Below are 18430 nucleotides of genomic sequence, written 5' to 3'. Positions count from 1 at the left end.
GCAGGGTTGCCTGTCGCCCAAGGCGCTGAAGTGGGCGAACTGGCCGCCAACAGCCGCGCCGCGTTGTCCGAGGGCGGCGCGCTCGCAAGCAACATTCCGGGTTTCGTCCCCAGGGTGTCGCAGCAGCAGCTGACCGCGTCGATCGCGACTGCATTCGAACAGCGCGACGTGCTGCTGGCCGAAGCCGGAACCGGAACCGGCAAGACTTTCGCCTACCTGGTGCCCGTGCTGCTGTCGGGGCTCAAGACGATCATCTCGACCGGGACCAAGGCCCTGCAGGACCAGCTGTATCACCGCGACCTGCCGCGCGTGCGCGATGCGCTGGGGATCGGCCTGTCGACCGCGCTGCTGAAGGGCCGGGCCAATTACCTGTGCAAGTACCGCCTGGAGCAGAGCAAGGGCGAGCCGCAGCTTGTCAAAGGCATGTTCGGCAGCCGCGAACAGGCATCGCAATTCCAGCGCATCGTCGCTTGGGGCGGCCGCACGCGCATGGGCGACCTCGCCGAACTCGAGGCGCTGCCGGAGGATTCGCCGCTGCTGCCGATGGTGACCAGCACCACCGAGAATTGCCTGGGCAACGAATGCCCGTTCTGGTCGGAGTGTTTCGTCGTGCAGGCGCGGCAGCGCGCGCAGTCGGCGGACCTGGTGGTGGTCAACCATCACCTGCTGCTGGCGGACCTTGCGCTGAAGCAGGAAGGTTTCGGCGAAATCCTGCCGGGCGCCCAGGTCTTCGTCGTCGACGAGGCGCACCAGTTGCCCGAACTTGCCGCGCAGTTCTTCGGCGAAGGCCTCGGTGCCCGCCCGCTGGTCGAACTGGCACGCGATGCGCTGGCCGAATGCAAGGACGTCACCGGTTCGCTCGCGGTCGTGCAGCAACCCGCGCAGCAGCTCGAACACGCGACGCGCGCCCTGCGCGCGGCGATGGAATCCCTGCCCACGCGCGGCACGCAACAGCGTGCCCTGCATGCGACCGCGGTGCGCGAGGCGCTGGATGCGATGGCGCAGGCACTGCTGCATCTCACCGACAGTCTCGCCACTCTGCGCGAGGCATCCCCCGGATTCGATGGCTGCCATGCCCGCGCGCGCGAATTCACCGCCCGCCTGGGACGCTGGTTGCTGGAAGGCCATGCGGTCGACACAGGCGATGGCGACGCCGACACCGGCGGCGACGAGCACGACGGTTCCAGCGCCGACCTTCGCGACGACGTGCGCTGGTATGAATTGTCACCGCGCGGCTTCCGCCTGCAACGCACCCCACTGGATGTCTCGGCGCCGCTGCGCACCCATCGCGAGCAATCCCGCGCGGCCTGGATATTCACTTCGGCGACGCTGGCGGTCGCCGGTGATTTCGAGCATATCTCGCAGCGACTGGGGTTGGACGCGCCGACCACGCTGCTGCAGCCCAGCCCCTTCGACTGGGACACGCAGGCGCTGTGCTACCTGCCGCCGGCATTGCCCGAGCCGAACTCGCGCGGCTACAACGAAGCCCTGGTGGATGCATTGTTGCCGGTGCTGCACGCGTCGGCTGGCCGCGCCTTCGTGCTGTTCGCCTCGCACCGTGCGTTGCGCGATGCCGCCGATGCATTGCGCGACTGTCCCTGGCCGCTGTTCGTCCAGGGCGATGCCCCGCGTCCGGTGCTGTTGCAGCGCTTTCGCGAGTCGGGCAACGGCGTCCTGCTGGGCACGGCGAGTTTCCGCGAAGGCGTCGATGTCGTCGGTGATGCCTTGAGCGTGGTGATCATCGACAAGCTGCCGTTCGCCGCCCCGGACGATCCCGTCTTCGAGGCGCGACTGGATGCCGTGCGACGTGCTGGTGGAAATCCATTCCGCGATGAGCAGTTGCCCCAGGCTGTCATCGCGCTCAAGCAGGGCGCCGGCCGCCTGATCCGCAGCGAACGCGATCGTGGCGTGCTGATGCTGTGCGATCCGCGCCTGCTCGGGAAAAGCTACGGTCGCATCTTCCTCGACTCGCTGCCACCATTGCCGCGCACGCGCCGGATCGAGGACGTGCACGCGTTTTTCGCCAATTGCGCGCCACCGGTGCAACACTCGCCATCCCCGGCCCCGCCATCCCGACCCGCGCCGCCACCATGAAACTGCTCGCCTTCGAAACCGCCACGGAAGCCTGTTCGGTCGCGCTGTGGATCGATGGCGAGATCATCGAACGCTTCGAGATCGCGCCCCGGCGCCATGCCGAGTTGTCGTTGCCATGGGCCGGGCAGTTGCTCGCCGAGGCCGGCATTGCGAGGTCGCAGCTCGACGCGATCGCCGTCAGTCGCGGTCCCGGCGCTTTCACCGGCGTGCGCCTGGCGATCGCGCTTGCCCAGGGCATCGCGCTGGCGTTGGACAAGCCGGTGGTGGCGATCTCGACGCTGGCGGCGCTGGCCATGCAGTCGACCGGCGAGCGCACGATCGCCGCCATCGACGCGCGCATGGGTGAGATTTATGTCGGCGCCTTCGAGCGGATCGGCGATGACCTGACGGCTGTATCGGCGGAGGCGGTGATGCGGCCCGGATCCGTGCAACTTCCCGACGCGGGCACGTGGGCCGCAGTGGGAACAGGCTTCGCGGCCGCCGACGGTGCACTGGCCGATCACCTGGGCTCGCAATTGCTGCGTGTGGATGCGGCCGCATTGCCGCATGCCGCCGATGTCGCGCGGCTCGCCGCGCTTGCCTTCCGGCGTGGTGACGTCCTCGCGCCGGAGCAGGTCGAACCGGCCTACCTGCGCAATGACGTCGCGCTGACGCTGGTGCAGCAAGCAGCCAATCGCGCGGCGCGCTGATTCAGCGCAAACGCGGGGAAAAAGCCGCGACGCTCACTGGTCGACCAGGCTGCCGCCCGGAAGGAAACGCCAGGTGCGCACGACATTGAGGATGTCCGGATCCTCCTCGGTTTTGGGCAGCGGCGGGTAGGGCTGTGCCAGCTTGGCGATGCGCAGTGCGGCGGCATCGAGCAGCGGAATGCCGCTGGACTGGACGATGTCGGCCCGTTCCACCGAGCCATTGCGGCGGATGCCGACATTGATGACGACGATTCCCGTCAACTGGCGCCGGCGTGCTTCATCGGGATAGTTGAGGTTGCCGACCCGCTCGGCGCGATCGACCCAGGCCCGCAGGTAGGCGGCCCAGGCATATTCCCGGGTGCTGGCGGAAACGAACTTCCGCGACGGCCGCTTGGCATAGCGCTGGGATCGCAGGTGGATTTCGGCAGCCAGGCGCGCCATTTCCATGTCGTGCTCGACTTTCAGCCGGCCGGGTGGCAACGCCAGCGGGTCGGGCAGCGGCGTCGCCTGGACCTGTGGCGTCGGTTGCTCGCCACGGACGCTGCTGACCACCCGCGCCTGCGGCGGGGGTTGCGGCGCCGGCGACTGTGCCTGCAGCTCGCGCGGGGCGACGCCGCTGTCCGGGCGGGGCAGCAGGCCGCTCTGGATTTCCGTCGGACGCAGTGCCTTGTCGCTTTCGCCCCCGCCCTGGTTGCTGGCCTGGGCGAGGAAATCGGCCTGTTTGGGCGTCAGCGGGCTCGACGTCCGGGTCAGCATCACGTCGAGCGTCGGCAGCACCGGGGCGGCGTCCTGCATCGCGAATCCCAGGCCGAGCAGCAGCATGCCGTGCAGCAGGACGGACAACACCAGCGTGGCGCGGAAACGCTCCTTCTCGCCGATCGGTGGCCTGGGTGCAGCAACGGCGGACATCAGGCGGTTGCGCGCCTCGCCTGTTCGTACCGGCTTTCGATGCAGTCGAAGAGCATCCCGGCGATGTTGAGCCCGAACTGCGCGTCGAGTTCACGGATGCAGGTCGGGCTGGTGACGTTGACTTCGGTCAGGTAATCGCCAATGACGTCCAGGCCGACGAACAGCATGCCGCGGCGGCGCATTTCGGGGCCGACCTGCCGCGCGATCCAGCGGTCGCGTTCGGTCAGCGGACGGCCTTCGCCGCGACCACCGGCGGCGAGGTTGCCGCGGAACTCGTCGCCCTGCGGAATGCGCGCCAGGCAATAGTCGACCGGTTCCCCATCGACCAGCAGGATGCGCTTGTCGCCCGCGGTGATTTCGGGGATGTAGCGTTGCGCCATGGCCAGGTGGCGACCGTTTTCGGTCAGCGTTTCCAGGATGACGTTGATGTTGGCATCGCCGTGGCGGGCACGGAAGATCGATCGGCCACCCATCCCGTCGAGCGTTTTCAGCACCGCCTCGCCATGCGTGGCGATGAAGGCCTTGAGCGCGGCCGCGTCCCGGCTGACCAGCGTCGGCGGACAGCACTGGGGGAATTCGAGGGCGGTCAGCTTTTCATTCATGTCGCGCAGGCCGCGCGGGTCGTTGACGACGAAGGCGCCGGCGCGCTGGGCCAGGCCCAGGATCTGGGTGTCATGGACGTAGTCCGGGTCCACCGGCGGGTCGGTGCGCATCAGCACGACGTGCCCGTCGCCCAGCGCAATAGGTGATTCGCAGCCCAGTTCATACCAGCCCGAGGGATCGTCGCGAACGGTCAGCGCGGCGACGCGCGCCTGCGCCGTCCCGTCGACGACGGACAAGCCGCCCGGCACGACGTAGAACAGGCGGTGGCCGCGTCGTTGCGCCTCCAGCAGCATCGCAAACGTCGAATCCTTGCCGATCCTGATGGAGGCGATCGGGTCCATCACGGTGACGATATCCAGCGACATGTGGCGGTCCACGGCAGATTCCGACAAATGGTAGCAGGGGGCGGCGGCGCGCCGGTTCGCGTGAATGCGACGCCGGCGAGGCCCGATGAGGCCGAAGCTTGACAGTGACTTCGCGTACTGGGATATAGGGATACAGCAGCGGTGCCGGCGAGCACGAAGCATCGCGCATAGGGGAGCAACGACATGACGCCAGACGAAAGCCGCACCGGCAGCCTTGACGGCCTGCGGGTGATGGTCATCGACGACTCCAAGACCATCCGCCGGACCGCCGAGACGCTGCTCAAGCGTGAAGGCGCCGACGTGGTGACGGCGACCGATGGCTTCGAGGCGCTGGCCAAGATCGCCGACCAGCAGCCGCAGATCATCTTCGTCGACATCATGATGCCGCGCCTGGATGGCTACCAGACCTGCGCCCTGATCAAGAACAACCAGCTGTTCAAATCGACGCCGGTGATCATGCTGTCGTCCAAGGATGGTCTCTTCGACAAGGCCCGCGGCCGCATCGTCGGCTCCGAGCAGTACGTCACCAAACCATTCACGCGCGAGGAACTCCTCGACGCGATCCGCAAGCACGTCACCGCCTGACCGGGGGGAAGGGCATCCATGGCACGCATTTTGTTGATTGAGGATTCACCGACCGACACGGCCGTCCTGACCCAGTTGCTCGAGCGCAACGGCCACCAGGTGCTGTCCTCGGGCAGTGGCGAGGACGGCATCGAGGTCTGCAGGCGCGAGCTTCCGGACCTTGTGCTGATGGATGTCGTCCTGCCCGGCATGAATGGCTTCCAGGCCACCCGCGCCTTGTCGCGCGATGCGGCGACCAGTGCCATTCCGGTGCTGATCGTCAGCACCAAGGCCATGGAAACCGATCGGGCGTGGGGTCTGCGGCAGGGGGCGAAGGACTACATCGTCAAGCCACCGGACGAAGGCGCCCTGATCGGACGCATCAACGAGCTGCTGGGCGCCTGAGATGTCCAGGCGTCCTTCCCGTAACGCCGGCAAGCCGCGCGCGGTGTCCGGACAGCAGCAGGCGGAACAGGCCGACGTGATGGTCGCCGACGAGCCGTCCCCGGCCGTCGCCATGGCCATCCCGGCTTCGCCGCACTTGCCGCCGTTCGAGATCCTGGACGACTACGAGCGCCGCAGCCTTGCGCACGTGGTCGGTCTTCCCGAGCAACTCGATGCGCCGGGGTTATGGCGCGGTGTCGGCTTCCGCATTGGCAACAAACGGCTGGCAGCCGGCTTCGACGAAGTCGTCGAAATCATGCCCATGCCGCAGGTCACGCCGGTTCCCGGCGCGCAGCCTTGGTTGCTCGGTGTGGCGAACATCCGCGGCAACCTGCTGCCGATCGTGGACCTCAAGCAGTTCCTGGAAGGCGAGCGCACCGTGCTGCACGAAGGTCAGCGCGTGCTGATCGTGCGACAGCCGGGCGGCGATGTTGCCGTCACCATCGATGAATTGTTCGGCCAGCGCACGTTCAACCAGTCACAGCAGCAACCCGATGAAGCGTTGGCACAGAGTGTGCTGGCGGCAGGTCGTTACGCGCACTTCGTCGACCGGGCCTATGCCCTGGCCGATCACTCGTGGGGAATCTTCAGCCTGGAACGGCTGGCCCGCACGCCCGAATTCAGACAAGCCGCGGCCTGAGCCGCAACAGCAACGAAGGTCGAACGATGAGCACTGTGATGGACAACGTGGCCGGCAAGGGCCGCAACCTGGGCACCAACGTCTGGCTGATGCTGCTGGGCGCCTCGGTGATCGTCTTCGCCGCCAATACCGGCTACGCCACCTGGAAGGCCGCGCGCCTGGGCGGCGCCAGTACGTCCGCGTCGGACCTGCAGGTGAACTCGCAGAAGCTCGCCAACCAGGGCCGTGAAGCGATTGGCGGCAAGGCCGGTTCGTTCGCGGACTTCAAGGCGACCCGCGCGCAGATCGACCAGGACATCAAGCAGCTCAACGAGCGCTTCGGCCAGGCTGCCGGCGTCTCCGGCCCGATCGCCACGGTGACCGAAACGTGGGCGCCACTGGGCAAGAACGCCGACCAGGTGATCTCGTCGGAAAAAGCCGTGCTCGGCTTGGCAGGTAACGCGGACCGCTTCGTGCAGCGCGTCCCGCAGCTGCAGGCGCAGCTCGACGAAGTGGTGCGCGGCATGCTGGCCAGCGGCGCCCCGTCCTCGCAGGTCTACCTTGCGGTCCGCGAAGGAATCCTGGCAGCGACCATGGCCCGCAGCGTCACCGAGATCCAGGCCGGCGGCCAGGGCGCAGCGATGTCCGGCGACAAGCTTGCCCGCGACGCAGGCGTCTTCACCCAGGTGCTCGCCGGCTTCCGTAATGGTGGCGCGGGTGAAGCCCAGAAGGTGACATCGGCCGCGGCCGCCGGTTCGTTGAACCAGGCGAACACGTTGTGGTTGCAGATGAAAACCGACCTGGACGCCATCCTGGCCAGCTCGCAGGACCTGTTCCGCGCGCAGGCAGCCGCGACCAACCTCACCGCCGGGTCCGACAAGCTGCTGACCGACAGCGAAGGGCTGTTCCGCGCCTTCACCGCCTTTGGCTCGCTGCGCGACACCAGCCTGCTCGGCAACATCTGGATCAGCATCATTTCCGGCCTGGCCGCACTGGCCTCGATCGTCGGCCTGTTGTTCAGCTTGAACAGCGCGCAGCGCAAGCGCTACCAGACCACGATGGAACTCAATAACCGGAACCAGGAGGCGATCATGCGCCTGCTGGACGAAATGGGTTCGCTCGCCGAAGGCGACCTCACGGTCAAGGCAACGGTCACCGAAGACATGACCGGCGCGATCGCCGACTCCATCAACTTCGCCGTCGAGCAGCTGCGCAGCCTCGTCACCACGATCAACGACACCTCGGTGCAGGTTGCTTCCAGCGCACAGGAAACGCAGGCCACCGCCATGCACCTGGCCGAAGCCGCCGAACACCAGGCGCAGGAAATCTCCTCTGCATCCGACCGCATCAGCGAGATCGCGGCGAGCATCAACCAGGTGTCGAAGAACTCCGCCGAGTCCGCGGAAGTGGCGCAACGCTCGGTGCAGATCGCGACCAACGGCGCCGGTGTGGTGCGCCAGACGATCCAGGGCATGGACAACATCCGTGACCAGATCCAGGAAACGTCCAAGCGCATCAAGCGACTGGGCGAAAGCTCGCAGGAAATCGGCTCGATCGTCGAACTGATCAACGACATCTCCGAGCAGACCAACATCCTGGCGCTGAACGCGGCCATCCAGGCGGCCTCGGCCGGTGAAGCAGGTCGCGGGTTCGCGGTCGTGGCCGACGAAGTGCAGCGACTCGCCGAGCGCGCCTCCAACGCGACCAAGCGAATCGAGGCGCTCGTACAGACGATTCAATCCGATACCAACGAAGCCGTCAGCTCCATGGAGCAGACGACGTCCGAAGTGGTCGCCGGTGCCCGACTGGCCGAGGACGCGGGTACCGCGCTGGGCGAAATTGAAAAGGTGTCGTCCGACCTGTCGGGACTCATTCAAGGCATCTCGGCGGCCTCGCAGCAGCAGTCCGGCGCGGCGGCCAATATCACCCAGGCGATGAACACGATTCAGCAGATCACCTCGCAAACCACGCAGGGCGCCAACCAGACGGCCGAGTCCATCGGCAACCTGGCGCAACTTGCGGCGGACCTGCGTCGCTCGGTCGCCGATTTCAAGCTCCCGGCCTGATCGACAGGACCATCGCCAGGATGAACATCCCCGTCTCCGGTCGCAGCGCCGCGCGCGCCTCCGCGTTTGTCGGAGGCACTCGATGAGTGTCCTGCGCGACGCGATCGATTACACGACGCTTGGCTGGATCAAGCCGGAGCTCGATGAAACCCTGCGCCAGGCGCGAATGGCGATCGAGGCATTCGCCGAAGATCCGGGCGACGACAGCCAGATCCGACTGTGCGTGGACTCCCTGCACCAGGTGCAGGGCACGCTGCGCATGGTCGAACTGTATGCGCCCGCGATGGTCGCCGAGGAAATGGAGCAGCTGGCGCGGGCCCTGCAAGCCGGGACCGTTCCCGTGCAGGAGGAAGCCTGCGCGACCTTGATGCGCGGCGTGGTGCTGCTGCCGGATTACCTGGAGCGGCTGCAAGGCGGCCACAAGGACATCCCGATCGTCCTGCTGCCGCTGCTCAACGAGTTGCGCGCGGCTCGCGGGGAAACAGGCTTGAGCGAAAGCGTCCTGTTCGCTCCGGACCTGCAGCGCCCGTTGCCCGATGCGGTGGCAAGCTCGTCGGCGGACCGGGGAAATTCGTCACGGGCGGTGCGCGAAACCCTCGCCGCGCCCCTGTTGCTGCAATTGCGCAACGCACTCTCGTCATGGCCCGAAGACGGTGCGCCGGATAGCGCATCGGCGCTGGCCACGGCACTGGATGGCCTGCTCGGCCAGACCACCGGGGAATCCGACCGGCGCATGCTGTGGGTCGCATCCTCCGTCGCTTCGGCGCTGGCAGATGGCGCGTTGCCGCCTACGCCGACGTTGCGCCAGGCGTTCGCCAGCGTGGAGCGCGAGACCCGGCGCCTGTTCGAAGACGATGGTTTTGGCCTGCCTCGCGCCGATGCGCCGCTGGAACCGACACGTCAACTGCTTTACCACGTCGCCCATGCCACCGGCACGCATGCCGGGCTGCAACGCTTGCGGGACACGTTCGACCTGGACGCCCGTGGGCCGACCGCATCGGAACTCGAGCACGCGCGTGGCAGCCTCACCGGCCGCAATCGCGCCCTCCTGGATACGGTGTCGGCGGCGATCAAGGAAGACCTGCTGCGCGTGAAGGACGTGTTGGACCTGTACCTTCGCAGCGGCCATTCCGATATTGAAGGCCTGCAGCCGCAGGTCGAGGCGCTGGGTCGTGTCGCCGATACCCTTGGCATGCTTGGCCTGGGCATGGCGCGCAAGGTCATCCAGGACCAGCGCGATGCGGTGCGGGCCATGGTCCATGGCGAGCGTCCCGCCGATGAAGGCGCGCTGCTGGATATCGCCGGCGCGCTGTTGTACGTCGATGCCTCGCTGGACGAACAGGTGGCGCATCTCGGCGGGCCGGATACCGGCGCGGACGAGAGCATGCTCGCCAGTGAGTCCCGAAAGGTGCTGGAAGTGGTGGTGCGCGAAGCCATCGCCAACTTCGCCGACGCCCGCCAGGCATTCGTCGCGTTCGTCGAAACCAGCTGGGACCATGCCGAACTGGCGGAAGTCCCGCGTCTGCTGGACGAAGTCTCGGGCGCGTTGCGGATGCTGGAACTCAAGCTTCCGGCCGACTATCTCACCGGTGTGCGCCTGTATGCCGAGCGCGAACTGATCGGTCGCCACCGCGTTCCGAACGGCCGTCAGCTCGACACCCTGGCCGACGCACTCGCCAGTCTCGAGTACTACCTCGAGGCGCTGCGCGAGCAGCGCGCCAACCGCGACGACATCCTCGACATCGCGCGCAACAGCCTGGAGTCCCTCGCGTATTGGCCGCTCCCGACTGGCGACGTGACCCCGACAGTCGCGGGCCCGGCCGTCGCGGCGCCGGGCGCCGAAGACGTGAACGTGGACGTGGACGTCCCTGATTTTTCCGAGCAAGCCGCCGGCGGCCTGTCGAACATTGCTAGCCCGCAGCCGATCGAGCCGCTGGCGCCTGTCACCGCGGCGGCGACAACCCCCGCCGTTGCCACAACCGCCGCGTCAGCGCCTGTCGGCGCAGGTGGCGGTGGCTTCGAGGTCACCGGCGACGAGATCGACGACGAGATTCGCGAAGTCTTCCTCGAAGAGTTCGAAGAGGAAATCGACAACCTCGACAAGATGCTCCCCGCATGGCGCGCAGCGCCCGACGACATGGAGCGACTGCGGCCCATCCGCCGCGTGTTCCACACGCTCAAGGGTAGTGGTCGCCTGGTCGGCGCGAAGACGCTGGGCGAGTTCAGCTGGAAAGTCGAAACGATGTTGAACCGCGTGCTGGACGGCTCGCGGCCGCCGAGCCCGGCGGTCATCGCGATGGTCGACCAGGCGTTCTACACGCTGCCGCAACTGCAGGCAGCCTTGCGCGGTGAAACGGCGATCGACGCCGACCTCGAGGGCATGCAGGCGCTGGCCGACCGCATCGCCGCTGGCGAGGACGTTTTCTACGCAGCACCCGATGCCGCGAGCATCGTTGAGGCCACGCCGGACGCGACTGTCGGGGCCACCGTTGGCGCTGCGGAAATCGAAGCCGTCGCGCCCGTGGTGGAGCCGGTCACGGATACCGTGCCCGCATCGATCGACCCGGTGCTGCTGGAGATCCTCGACACCGAGGTGACCGGCCATCTGGGCACCGTGGAACGCTGGATCACCGCCGCGCAAGCTGCGCCAGCCATCGCCGACGATCTGTTGCTGCGCTCCATCCACACGATGAACGGCGCGTTCGCGATGACCGAGGTGCCCTCGATCACCGACGCCATGACGCCTGCCGAAGCCTACGTCAAGCGCCTGCTTGTCGCGCGCGCCGTGGCGACGGCTGCAGGCATCCAGGCGATCAGCGAACTGGCCGCCGCAGCCCGCGCGACGGTTGCTGCGTTGCATGCGCCAGCACCCCGCGTACCGCGGTACACCTTGCTTGCCGCACGCCTGGCAGCACTGCGCGACAGTTTGCCCGAGGCGAGCCTGCAGGACATGGCACTGTCCGACAGCGCCATTGGCGGCGCGCACGCGCGGATGGTTCCTGCGGGTACCTCCGCTGAAGAAATTTCCGCCTTCGACCTCAGCGCATATGGCGACCTCGAGGTCGCTGCCGCCGACGATGTGCAAACCGGGTCGGTCGAGCCGCTGCTTGGCGAGCCGCTGGTTGCGACGCTCGACGTCTCGGAGCCGCAGTCCGCTGAGGCCGCGGCAGGGCTTGAAGTCCTGCAAGCGGTTGGCGATGCGGAGCGGGTTGAAGTCGATGCAGCCGCCACGGGGCAGGTCGACGAGGCAGTTGTGGCCGAGACGCCCGCGCTCGACAGCGACGAAGCGACGCGACTCGAAGCGGCCCGCATCGAGGAAGAGGAGCGGCTGGAGTACGAGCGGCTCGAACTGGAATACGCAGAACAGGCGCGCCAGACGCACGAACGTGCCGAAGCCGAGCGTGTGGCCGCGGAAGCGCAGGCTGCCGCCACCGAACTGGACGACGCGGCAAGCGCCGAAGTCGAACGCGGACGGGCAGTCGAACGCCTGCTGGCTCAAGCTCTGGTGTCGGCCGAGGATCCGGATGAGACCCTCGACCTGACCGACCTGGATGAAGAACTGGTCGACATCTTCATCGAGGAGAGCGTCGATCTGCTGGACCACTCCGATGGCCTGCTCGCGCAACTGCGCGATGCGCCGTCCGAGCGCGAACCGCTGATCGGCCTCCAGCGCGACCTGCACACCATCAAGGGTGGCGCGCGCATGGCCGGCATCATGGCCGTTGGCGAGTTGGGCCATGTCATGGAATCGCTGCTGGAAGCCGTCGTCGAGCATCGCAGTGAACTGGGTCGCGATGGCATCCCGCTGCTCGAGCGCGGGTTCGATCGTCTGCACGGAATGCTGACGCGCGTTGCCGAGCGGCGGGCGATCGGCCTGCCCGTGCAGTTGATCGCCGAATTCGAGGATCGCGTTCGAGGCCGCGCACGCCCGCCGAGCGAACGCGAAGGGCTGGCGACGCCGGTGCCGGCTCCGCGGGTGGAACACCTCAAGTCGCTCGACCTCAAGCCGCTCTCCGCGCCGATCAGCGATGAGCGCTCGCTCGACGACGACGACATCGGGGTCCGTGCGCCACAGGAGCAGGTCCGCATTCGTGCCGACCTCCTGGATCGCCTGGTCAACTACGCCGGCGAAGTTGCCATCTATCGCGCCCGCCTCGAGCAGCAGCTCGGTGCGTTCCGCGGCGCCATGGTCGAGATGGAGCAGACCAACCTGCGCCTGCGCGACCAGTTGCGTCGACTGGACAGTGAGACCGAGGCGCAGATCATCGCGCGCTACCAGCGCGAGAACGAGAACGCCGACGAGACCTTCGATCCGCTGGAACTCGATCGTTTCTCCACCCTGCAGCAGCTCTCGCGCGGCCTTGCCGAGTCCGCGGCCGACCTGACGTCGCTGCAGGGGTCGATGGACGACCTCACGCGCCAGTACGAAACCCTGTTGCTGCAACAGTCGCGCGTGAGCTCGGAGTTGCAGGAAGGGCTGATGCGCACGCGCATGGTGCCATTCGATGGCCTCGTGCCGCGACTGCGCCGGGTGCTGCGCCAGGCGGCGACCGATACGGGCAAGCAGGTCCAGCTCAAGCTGGAAGGCGCGCAGGGCGAGCTCGATCGCAACGTCCTGGAGCGCATGACGGCTCCGCTGGAACACATGCTGCGCAATGCCGTCGCGCACGGGCTGGAATCGCCGGAACAACGGCGCAAGGCCGGCAAGCCCGAGGAGGGCATCGTCCGCATCGTGGTGCGGCGAGAAGGTTCTGAAGTCGTCCTCGAAGTCGGTGACGACGGTGCGGGCCTCAATCGCCAGGCAATCCACAAGCGCGCCGTCGAGCGCGGGCTGATCCGCAGCGATGCGCGCATGGCCGATGGCGACCTGGACATGCTCATCTTCGAGCCGGGCTTCTCCACCGCCGACGAGGTCAGTCGACTGGCCGGCCGCGGCGTCGGCATGGATGTGGTGGCCAGCGAAGTGCGCCAGCTTGGCGGTGCGCTCGACATCCACTCCAAGGCGGGCGAGGGCACGAATTTCGTCCTGCGCCTTCCGCAGACGCTGGCGGTTACCCAGGCCGTGTTCGTGCGGATCGGCGACACCAGCTTCGCCGTGCCGATCGCATCGGTTCGCGGCGTTGGCCGGATCGCGCGCGACCAGCTCGGGACGCCCGGCGCGGTGTATCCATACGGCGGTGAGGACTATGTCCTCCACGATCTCGGTTCGCTGCTGGGACACGCCCCGGCCAAGGCCGAAGGCCAGCTGCAGATGCCCTTGCTGCTGGTGCGATCGGGCGACCTGCGCGCGGCCGTCACCATCGACCAGGTCATCGGCAACCGCGAAATCGTGGTGAAGCCGGTCGGTCCGCAGGTGGCGTCCGTTCCCGGAATCTTCGGCGCCACCATCATGGGTGACGGTGGCGTTGTCGTGATCCTCGACGTGGCGCCACTCGTGCGTCGCCAGGCGGCGCTGCCGCGCGACGTGGCCCCTGCGCCCGTGGTCGAGGCGCGCAAGATACCGTTGGTCATGGTCGTCGATGATTCAGTCACGATGCGCAAGGTCACCGGACGCGTGCTGGAGCGGAACAACTTCGAAGTCGGCACCGCGAAGGACGGCATCGATGCACTGGAGCGCATGGCCGACCGCGTGCCCGACCTGATGCTGCTGGATATCGAGATGCCGCGCATGGACGGCTACGAACTCGCCACCCAGATGAAGGCCGATCCGCGCCTGCGGGACGTGCCGATCATCATGATCACCTCGCGTACCGGCGAGAAGCACCGGCAGCGGGCATTCGAGATCGGCGTGCAGCGCTACCTCGGCAAGCCGTACCAGGAACACGAATTGCTGCGTAACGTCTTCGAGCTGCTGGAGCAGGAGCAGGAACAGGCCAACCGCGAGCCGGCTGGACGGGAACCCGCATGAAATCCATCGATGCCGGCGCGTCCACGCGCGTCGCGCTGCTGGCGCGTTCGGGTGTCGCCTGCGAGCGTCTGCAGGCGGCGCTGGCGGAGGCGGGGGCCGACGTCGTGCTGGTCGCCGACCCTTCGCAGACCGACTCGGCGGGCGTTCGCGCCGCGGGTGCCCAGGCCATCCTGATCGCACTCGAGCCACTCGTGGACGAAGCGCTGGATCGCTACGACGCGTTGCTGGCCGATCCGGAGATCACGGTCATTTTCGACGAGGCCGAGCTCGCTGCCAATCGCGAAGGCTGGGATGCGGCGCGCTGGACGCGGCATCTCGCCGCCAAGCTCAATCGACACCAGCAAGTGCTGCCTCCGGGCGCCGACCCCGAATTTGACGCGATCGCACCTGCCGGCCAGACGCAGGCGCCGCCCGCCGTGCAGGACGACGTGCACATGCCGGACGACGGCGACCTGGCTGCATTACTGGACGAGATCGCGATCGGTGCGGATGCGCATGGGCTGGAGCTTCCGGATGACGCCGGAACAGCGTCGGGCCCCGCCTTCCTGGACGAGATGACGATCGGACAGCTGGATATGCCCGGGGATGTGCCTGCGACCGTCTCCATGGATGAGACGTTCCTGTCTTTCGACCCGACGCTCGCCGAGTTCGACGCGGTGCCCGACACCAGTTCTACAAGGCTGGCGCCAATTGATTTCGATGTCCCCGCCTTCGAACGGGAGCAGTCTTCCGCGATTGCGTCCAGCGAAGGCGCGGCGCCGGGCCAGGCCGACAACAAGGCCACGAAGGATCGTTTTCGCATGGACCTCGATGCGCTGGAGTTGCGCATCGCCGACATGCAGCTGGAGGAATTGCGTCCACCGCCCCCGGTCAGCACCAGTGGTGCGATCCTGGTGATGGCTGGAATCGGCGGACCGGATGCGGTGCGACAGCTGCTCGCCGGGTTGCCCGCGACCTTTCCACGCGCGGTACTCATCCAGCAACGCCTGGAAGGCGCCCGCCACGACAACCTGGTGCGGCAGATGCAGCGCGCCACCGCAATGCCGGTCCGGCTTGCGGAAGCCGGCGCCATGCTCGAGGGTGGCAACGTCTATGTGTTACCCACTGGCATGGGAATCGTCGCCCAATTTGGCAGCCTGTATTTCGATGCTGGTAGCGACGAACTGATTTCGCGCCTGCCGGCCACCGACAGCGCCGTTGTGCTGCTTAGTGGCGCGGACGTATCCCATGTCGGCGCGGCTTTGGCGCTGGGCATTCGTGGTTCGCTGGTCGCGGGACAATCACCCGACGGCTGTTTCGACGCCGCCGCTTCCGAAGCGCTGGTGGCTCGCGGCGGGACATCGGCCGCACCCGCCGAAATCGCCGAGCAACTGGCCGCGCGCTGGCCGTCCTGAAGGTCACTCCATGAGCTCCACTCCCAGCAACGATATCCGCGGTGTCCTGATCCAGGTTGCGGGCGCGCGCCTGCTCCTGCCCAACGCCACCATCGCCGAGGTCCTGTCGTTCGCCGATCCGGACCCGGTCGAGAACGCCCCGGACTGGCTGCTGGGTCGCATCCGCTGGCGCGGCTGGCAATTGCCGTTGATCGCGTTCTCGCGCCTGTCCGGCATCGCCGAGGAAAAAGGCGGACTGGGCAGCAAGGTGATCGTGCTCAAGGCACTCGGCGGAGATGCCAAGGCGCCGTTCTTCGCGCTGCTGACCCAGGGCTTCCCGCGCCTGGTGACGGTATCGCGCGACGCGCTCGTGGCCGAGGAAGGCGAGGAGCCGTTGCCGCTCGGCGTCCGCACCCGGGTCCTGCTCAACGAGGATGCCGCGCTGCTGCCGGACCTGGAGCAGATCGAGGCGCTGATCGGCCGGGCCTTGGCCGCGGCCGCCTGACAGCGTCGCTCAGGCCGGCTTGGCCTGGCCGAGATCTCCGAATCCCGCCTGCAGCGCCGCAATCGCGGCGATGCCGGCGGTTTCCGTCCGCAGCACGCGTGGCCCAAGCCGCAATCCGGTGAATCCGGCCGCTTCGAGCATCGCCCGGTCACGTGGCGACCAGCCACCTTCCGGACCGACGGCGAGCACGCAGGCACCGCCGCCGGGCGCATCCAGGTCGGCAATGGACCCGGATGCCTGCGGATCGAGCAGGAATCGCGTTTCGACCTGAAGATCCGACAGCGAGCGCTGCAGTGGATGCACCGCCGTCATCGTCGGGATGCGCGCGCGGCCACTCTGTTCGCAGGCCGCGATCACCACGCTGCGCCAGTGCGCCAGCCGCTTGTCCGCCCGATCGCCTTCCAGGCGGACTTCGCTGCGCTCGCTGCTGGTCGGCACGAATGCATTCACGCCCAGTTCGGTGGATTTCTGCAGGATCCAGTCCATCTTGTCGCCACGCGCGATGCCCTGCACGAGGGTGATGGCCAAGGGCGATTCGTTGTCGACTTCACAGCTTGAGTCGACCTGCGCAATGACCTCGCGCTTCCCAAGCACGGTGATGCGCGCGGCGTAGTCGTTGCCGTCGCCGTTGAACAGCAGGCAGGGATCGCCGGCCTTCAGGCGCAGGACGCGCGCCAGGTGGGTGGCGGCCGACTCGGGCAGCGTGACCACGCGACCGACGGCCAGGTGCGCATCGACATGGACGCGCGTCAGGCGCATGGGACCTTGCCTGCGCCGCGCGTGGTCATGCGGCTGCCTCCAGGATCGCCGTGCGCGTCGCGTCAGCGAGCAACTCCAGCTGTTGTGGCGTGACGCAGTACGGCGGCATCCAGTAGACGATGTCGCCCAGCGGCCGCAGCACGACGCCCTGGTCCAGCGCACTGCGATAGGCGCGCAGGCCGACGCGCCGGGATGCCTCGAACGGCGTGCGCCGGTCGCCATCCCGGGTCAGCTCGAACGCGACGATCATTCCCGCCTGGCGGACGTCCGCCACGTGCGGCAACTCCGCGAATGGCGCGGCCAGCCGCGCCATGTGGCCGGCGGTTTCGATGTTGTGCGCGAGCACGTCGTCGGTCTCGAAGATGTCCAGCGATGCCAGCGCCGCGGCGCACGCCAGCGGGTTGCCGGTATAGCTGTGCGAATGCAGGAACGCGCGCTCGCGGCTGTCGTCGAGGAAGCCATCGTAGATCGACTGCGTCGCCAGGACCGCCGCCAGCGGCAGGAAGCCACCGGTGAGGCCTTTCGACAGGCACAGCAGGTCAGGCTGGATGCCGGCCTGCTGGCAGGCGAACAGGCTGCCGGTGCGCCCGAAGCCGGTTGCGATCTCGTCGGCGATCATCAGCACGCCGTGCGCGTCGCACAGCGCCCGCGCGTGCGCGAGATAGGCGGGGTCATGCATGCGCATGCCGCCGGCGCACTGCACGCGCGGCTCCAGGATGAGCGCGCAGACTTCGCCGGCGTGGCGCTCGAGGAGTTCGCCCAATGCATCGGCGGCGCGTCGCGCGCAATCGGCGGGCGATTCGCCTTCCACCGCCAGGAAGGAATCGGGGGACGGCGCGAACAGCGCTTCGGCCAGCAGTGGCGCATAGACGCGCCGATACAGCGGCACGTCGCCGACTGCCAGCGCGCCCAGCGTTTCCCCGTGGTAGCCATTTTCCAGCGCGACGAACTTGCGCCGGCGATGCTCGCCGCGGTTGTGGAACCAGTGGAACGCCATCTTCAGCGCGACTTCCACTCCGGCCGATCCATTGTCGGCATAGAAGACTTTCGCCAGCGGGTCGCGTCCGGTCTCGCGTGGGGCGATCGCCAGCAGGCGTTCGGCCAGTTCCACCGCTGGCTGGTGCGAGAACCCGGCGAGGATCACCTGTTCCAGCTGTCCGGCCTGCGCGGCGATGGCTGCCGCGATGCGTGGCTCGGCATGGCCGAACAGATTGGTCCACCAACTGCTGACCGCATCCAGGTAGCGGCGACCGTCGCGGCCGATGAGCCACGCGCCTTCTCCGCGTTCGATCGGCACCAGCGGCAGGGTGCCCGGGTGCTCGCGCATCTGCGTGCAGGGGTGCCACAGCACCGCCAGGTCGCGCGACCGCCACTGATCGGCGTCCGTTATCATCGCTGGCCTATGGAGATCTTCGCGCATCCCGCCATTATCGTCGCATTCGCGGCCGGGCCATCGACGCTTGCCTTCGCGCCGGAGGTACGGCCGTGACGCAGCGGCTGCCGACCATCCATGGCATCACCGAGCACGACGC

The 18430-nt window shown here is 67.6% G+C and carries 13 protein-coding genes; 9 read left to right on the top strand and 4 right to left on the bottom strand.

From position 1 onward, the window contains the following. The first annotated feature begins 30 nt into the window (after positions 1-30). Both yoaA and tsaB read left to right on the top strand, forming a co-directional pair. On the top strand, positions 31-2094 hold the full coding sequence (gene yoaA / locus GST15_RS10425) for a DNA repair helicase YoaA (protein ID WP_233263176.1): 2064 nt from the start codon (positions 31-33) through the stop codon (positions 2092-2094). Then, the gene (gene tsaB, locus GST15_RS10420; RefSeq protein WP_159017235.1) at positions 2091-2783 is read left to right on the top strand and encodes a tRNA (adenosine(37)-N6)-threonylcarbamoyltransferase complex dimerization subunit type 1 TsaB; all 693 of its coding nucleotides are present in this window, start codon (positions 2091-2093) and stop codon (positions 2781-2783) included. The genes yoaA and tsaB overlap by 4 nt, the downstream gene beginning before the upstream one ends. 33 nt (positions 2784-2816) lie before the next feature. Here the strand turns inward: tsaB and GST15_RS10415 are convergent, their stop codons facing one another. Then, on the bottom strand, positions 2817-3692 hold the full coding sequence (locus GST15_RS10415; protein ID WP_159017234.1) for an energy transducer TonB: 876 nt from the start codon (positions 3690-3692) through the stop codon (positions 2817-2819). Further along, positions 3692-4660 (bottom strand): glutathione synthase, encoded by a 969-nt coding sequence (gene gshB, locus GST15_RS10410; protein WP_159017233.1) that lies wholly within the window; start codon positions 4658-4660, stop codon positions 3692-3694. Before gshB ends, GST15_RS10415 begins: the two co-directional genes overlap by 1 nt. A gap of 183 nt (positions 4661-4843) precedes the next feature. Here gshB and pilG point away from each other — a divergent pair, with 183 nt between their 5' ends. The 7 genes from pilG to GST15_RS10375 all read left to right on the top strand — a co-directional run bounded on the left by pilG (position 4844) and on the right by GST15_RS10375 (position 16139). Continuing rightward, entirely contained in the window at positions 4844-5245 is a 402-nt protein-coding gene (gene pilG, locus GST15_RS10405; RefSeq protein ID WP_159017232.1) for a twitching motility response regulator PilG, read from the top strand. 18 nt (positions 5246-5263) lie between these two features. Continuing rightward, positions 5264-5629, top strand: coding sequence for a response regulator (locus tag GST15_RS10400; protein WP_159017231.1), 366 nt, complete (start codon positions 5264-5266; stop codon positions 5627-5629). Between the two features lie 112 nt (positions 5630-5741). Beyond that, positions 5742-6308 carry a chemotaxis protein CheW gene (locus GST15_RS10395; RefSeq protein ID WP_159017514.1) on the top strand — a complete coding sequence of 189 codons (567 nt, stop codon included), beginning with the start codon at positions 5742-5744 and terminating at the stop codon, positions 6306-6308. Positions 6309-6334: 26 nt separating this feature from the next. Then, positions 6335-8353 carry a methyl-accepting chemotaxis protein gene (locus tag GST15_RS10390; RefSeq protein ID WP_159017230.1) on the top strand — a complete coding sequence of 673 codons (2019 nt, stop codon included), beginning with the start codon at positions 6335-6337 and terminating at the stop codon, positions 8351-8353. An 82-nt stretch (positions 8354-8435) separates the two neighbouring features. Then, complete coding sequence (locus GST15_RS10385; RefSeq protein WP_159017229.1) at positions 8436-14261, top strand: hybrid sensor histidine kinase/response regulator; 5826 nt, start codon at positions 8436-8438, stop codon at positions 14259-14261. Further along, positions 14258-15655, top strand: coding sequence for a chemotaxis protein CheB (locus GST15_RS10380; RefSeq protein ID WP_159017228.1), 1398 nt, complete (start codon positions 14258-14260; stop codon positions 15653-15655). Before GST15_RS10385 ends, GST15_RS10380 begins: the two co-directional genes overlap by 4 nt. Positions 15656-15665: 10 nt before the next feature. Beyond that, the gene (locus GST15_RS10375) at positions 15666-16139 is read left to right on the top strand and encodes a chemotaxis protein CheW (protein WP_159017227.1); all 474 of its coding nucleotides are present in this window, start codon (positions 15666-15668) and stop codon (positions 16137-16139) included. A 9-nt stretch (positions 16140-16148) separates the two neighbouring features. On the opposite strand, the gene GST15_RS10370 is transcribed toward GST15_RS10375, so the two are convergent. Continuing rightward, entirely contained in the window at positions 16149-16898 is a 750-nt protein-coding gene (locus GST15_RS10370) for a 16S rRNA (uracil(1498)-N(3))-methyltransferase (RefSeq protein ID WP_159017226.1), read from the bottom strand. A gap of 25 nt (positions 16899-16923) precedes the next feature. Then, complete coding sequence (gene bioA, locus GST15_RS10365; RefSeq protein WP_159017225.1) at positions 16924-18318, bottom strand: adenosylmethionine--8-amino-7-oxononanoate transaminase; 1395 nt, start codon at positions 18316-18318, stop codon at positions 16924-16926. Positions 18319-18430: the final 112 nt, after the last annotated feature.

It is taken from the genome of Cognatiluteimonas profundi, assembly GCF_009792795.1.
Taxonomy (GTDB): domain Bacteria; phylum Pseudomonadota; class Gammaproteobacteria; order Xanthomonadales; family Xanthomonadaceae; genus Cognatiluteimonas; species Cognatiluteimonas profundi.
Note: the sequence above shows the minus strand (reverse complement) of the source record. Positions and strands in the feature narration are given on the sequence as shown.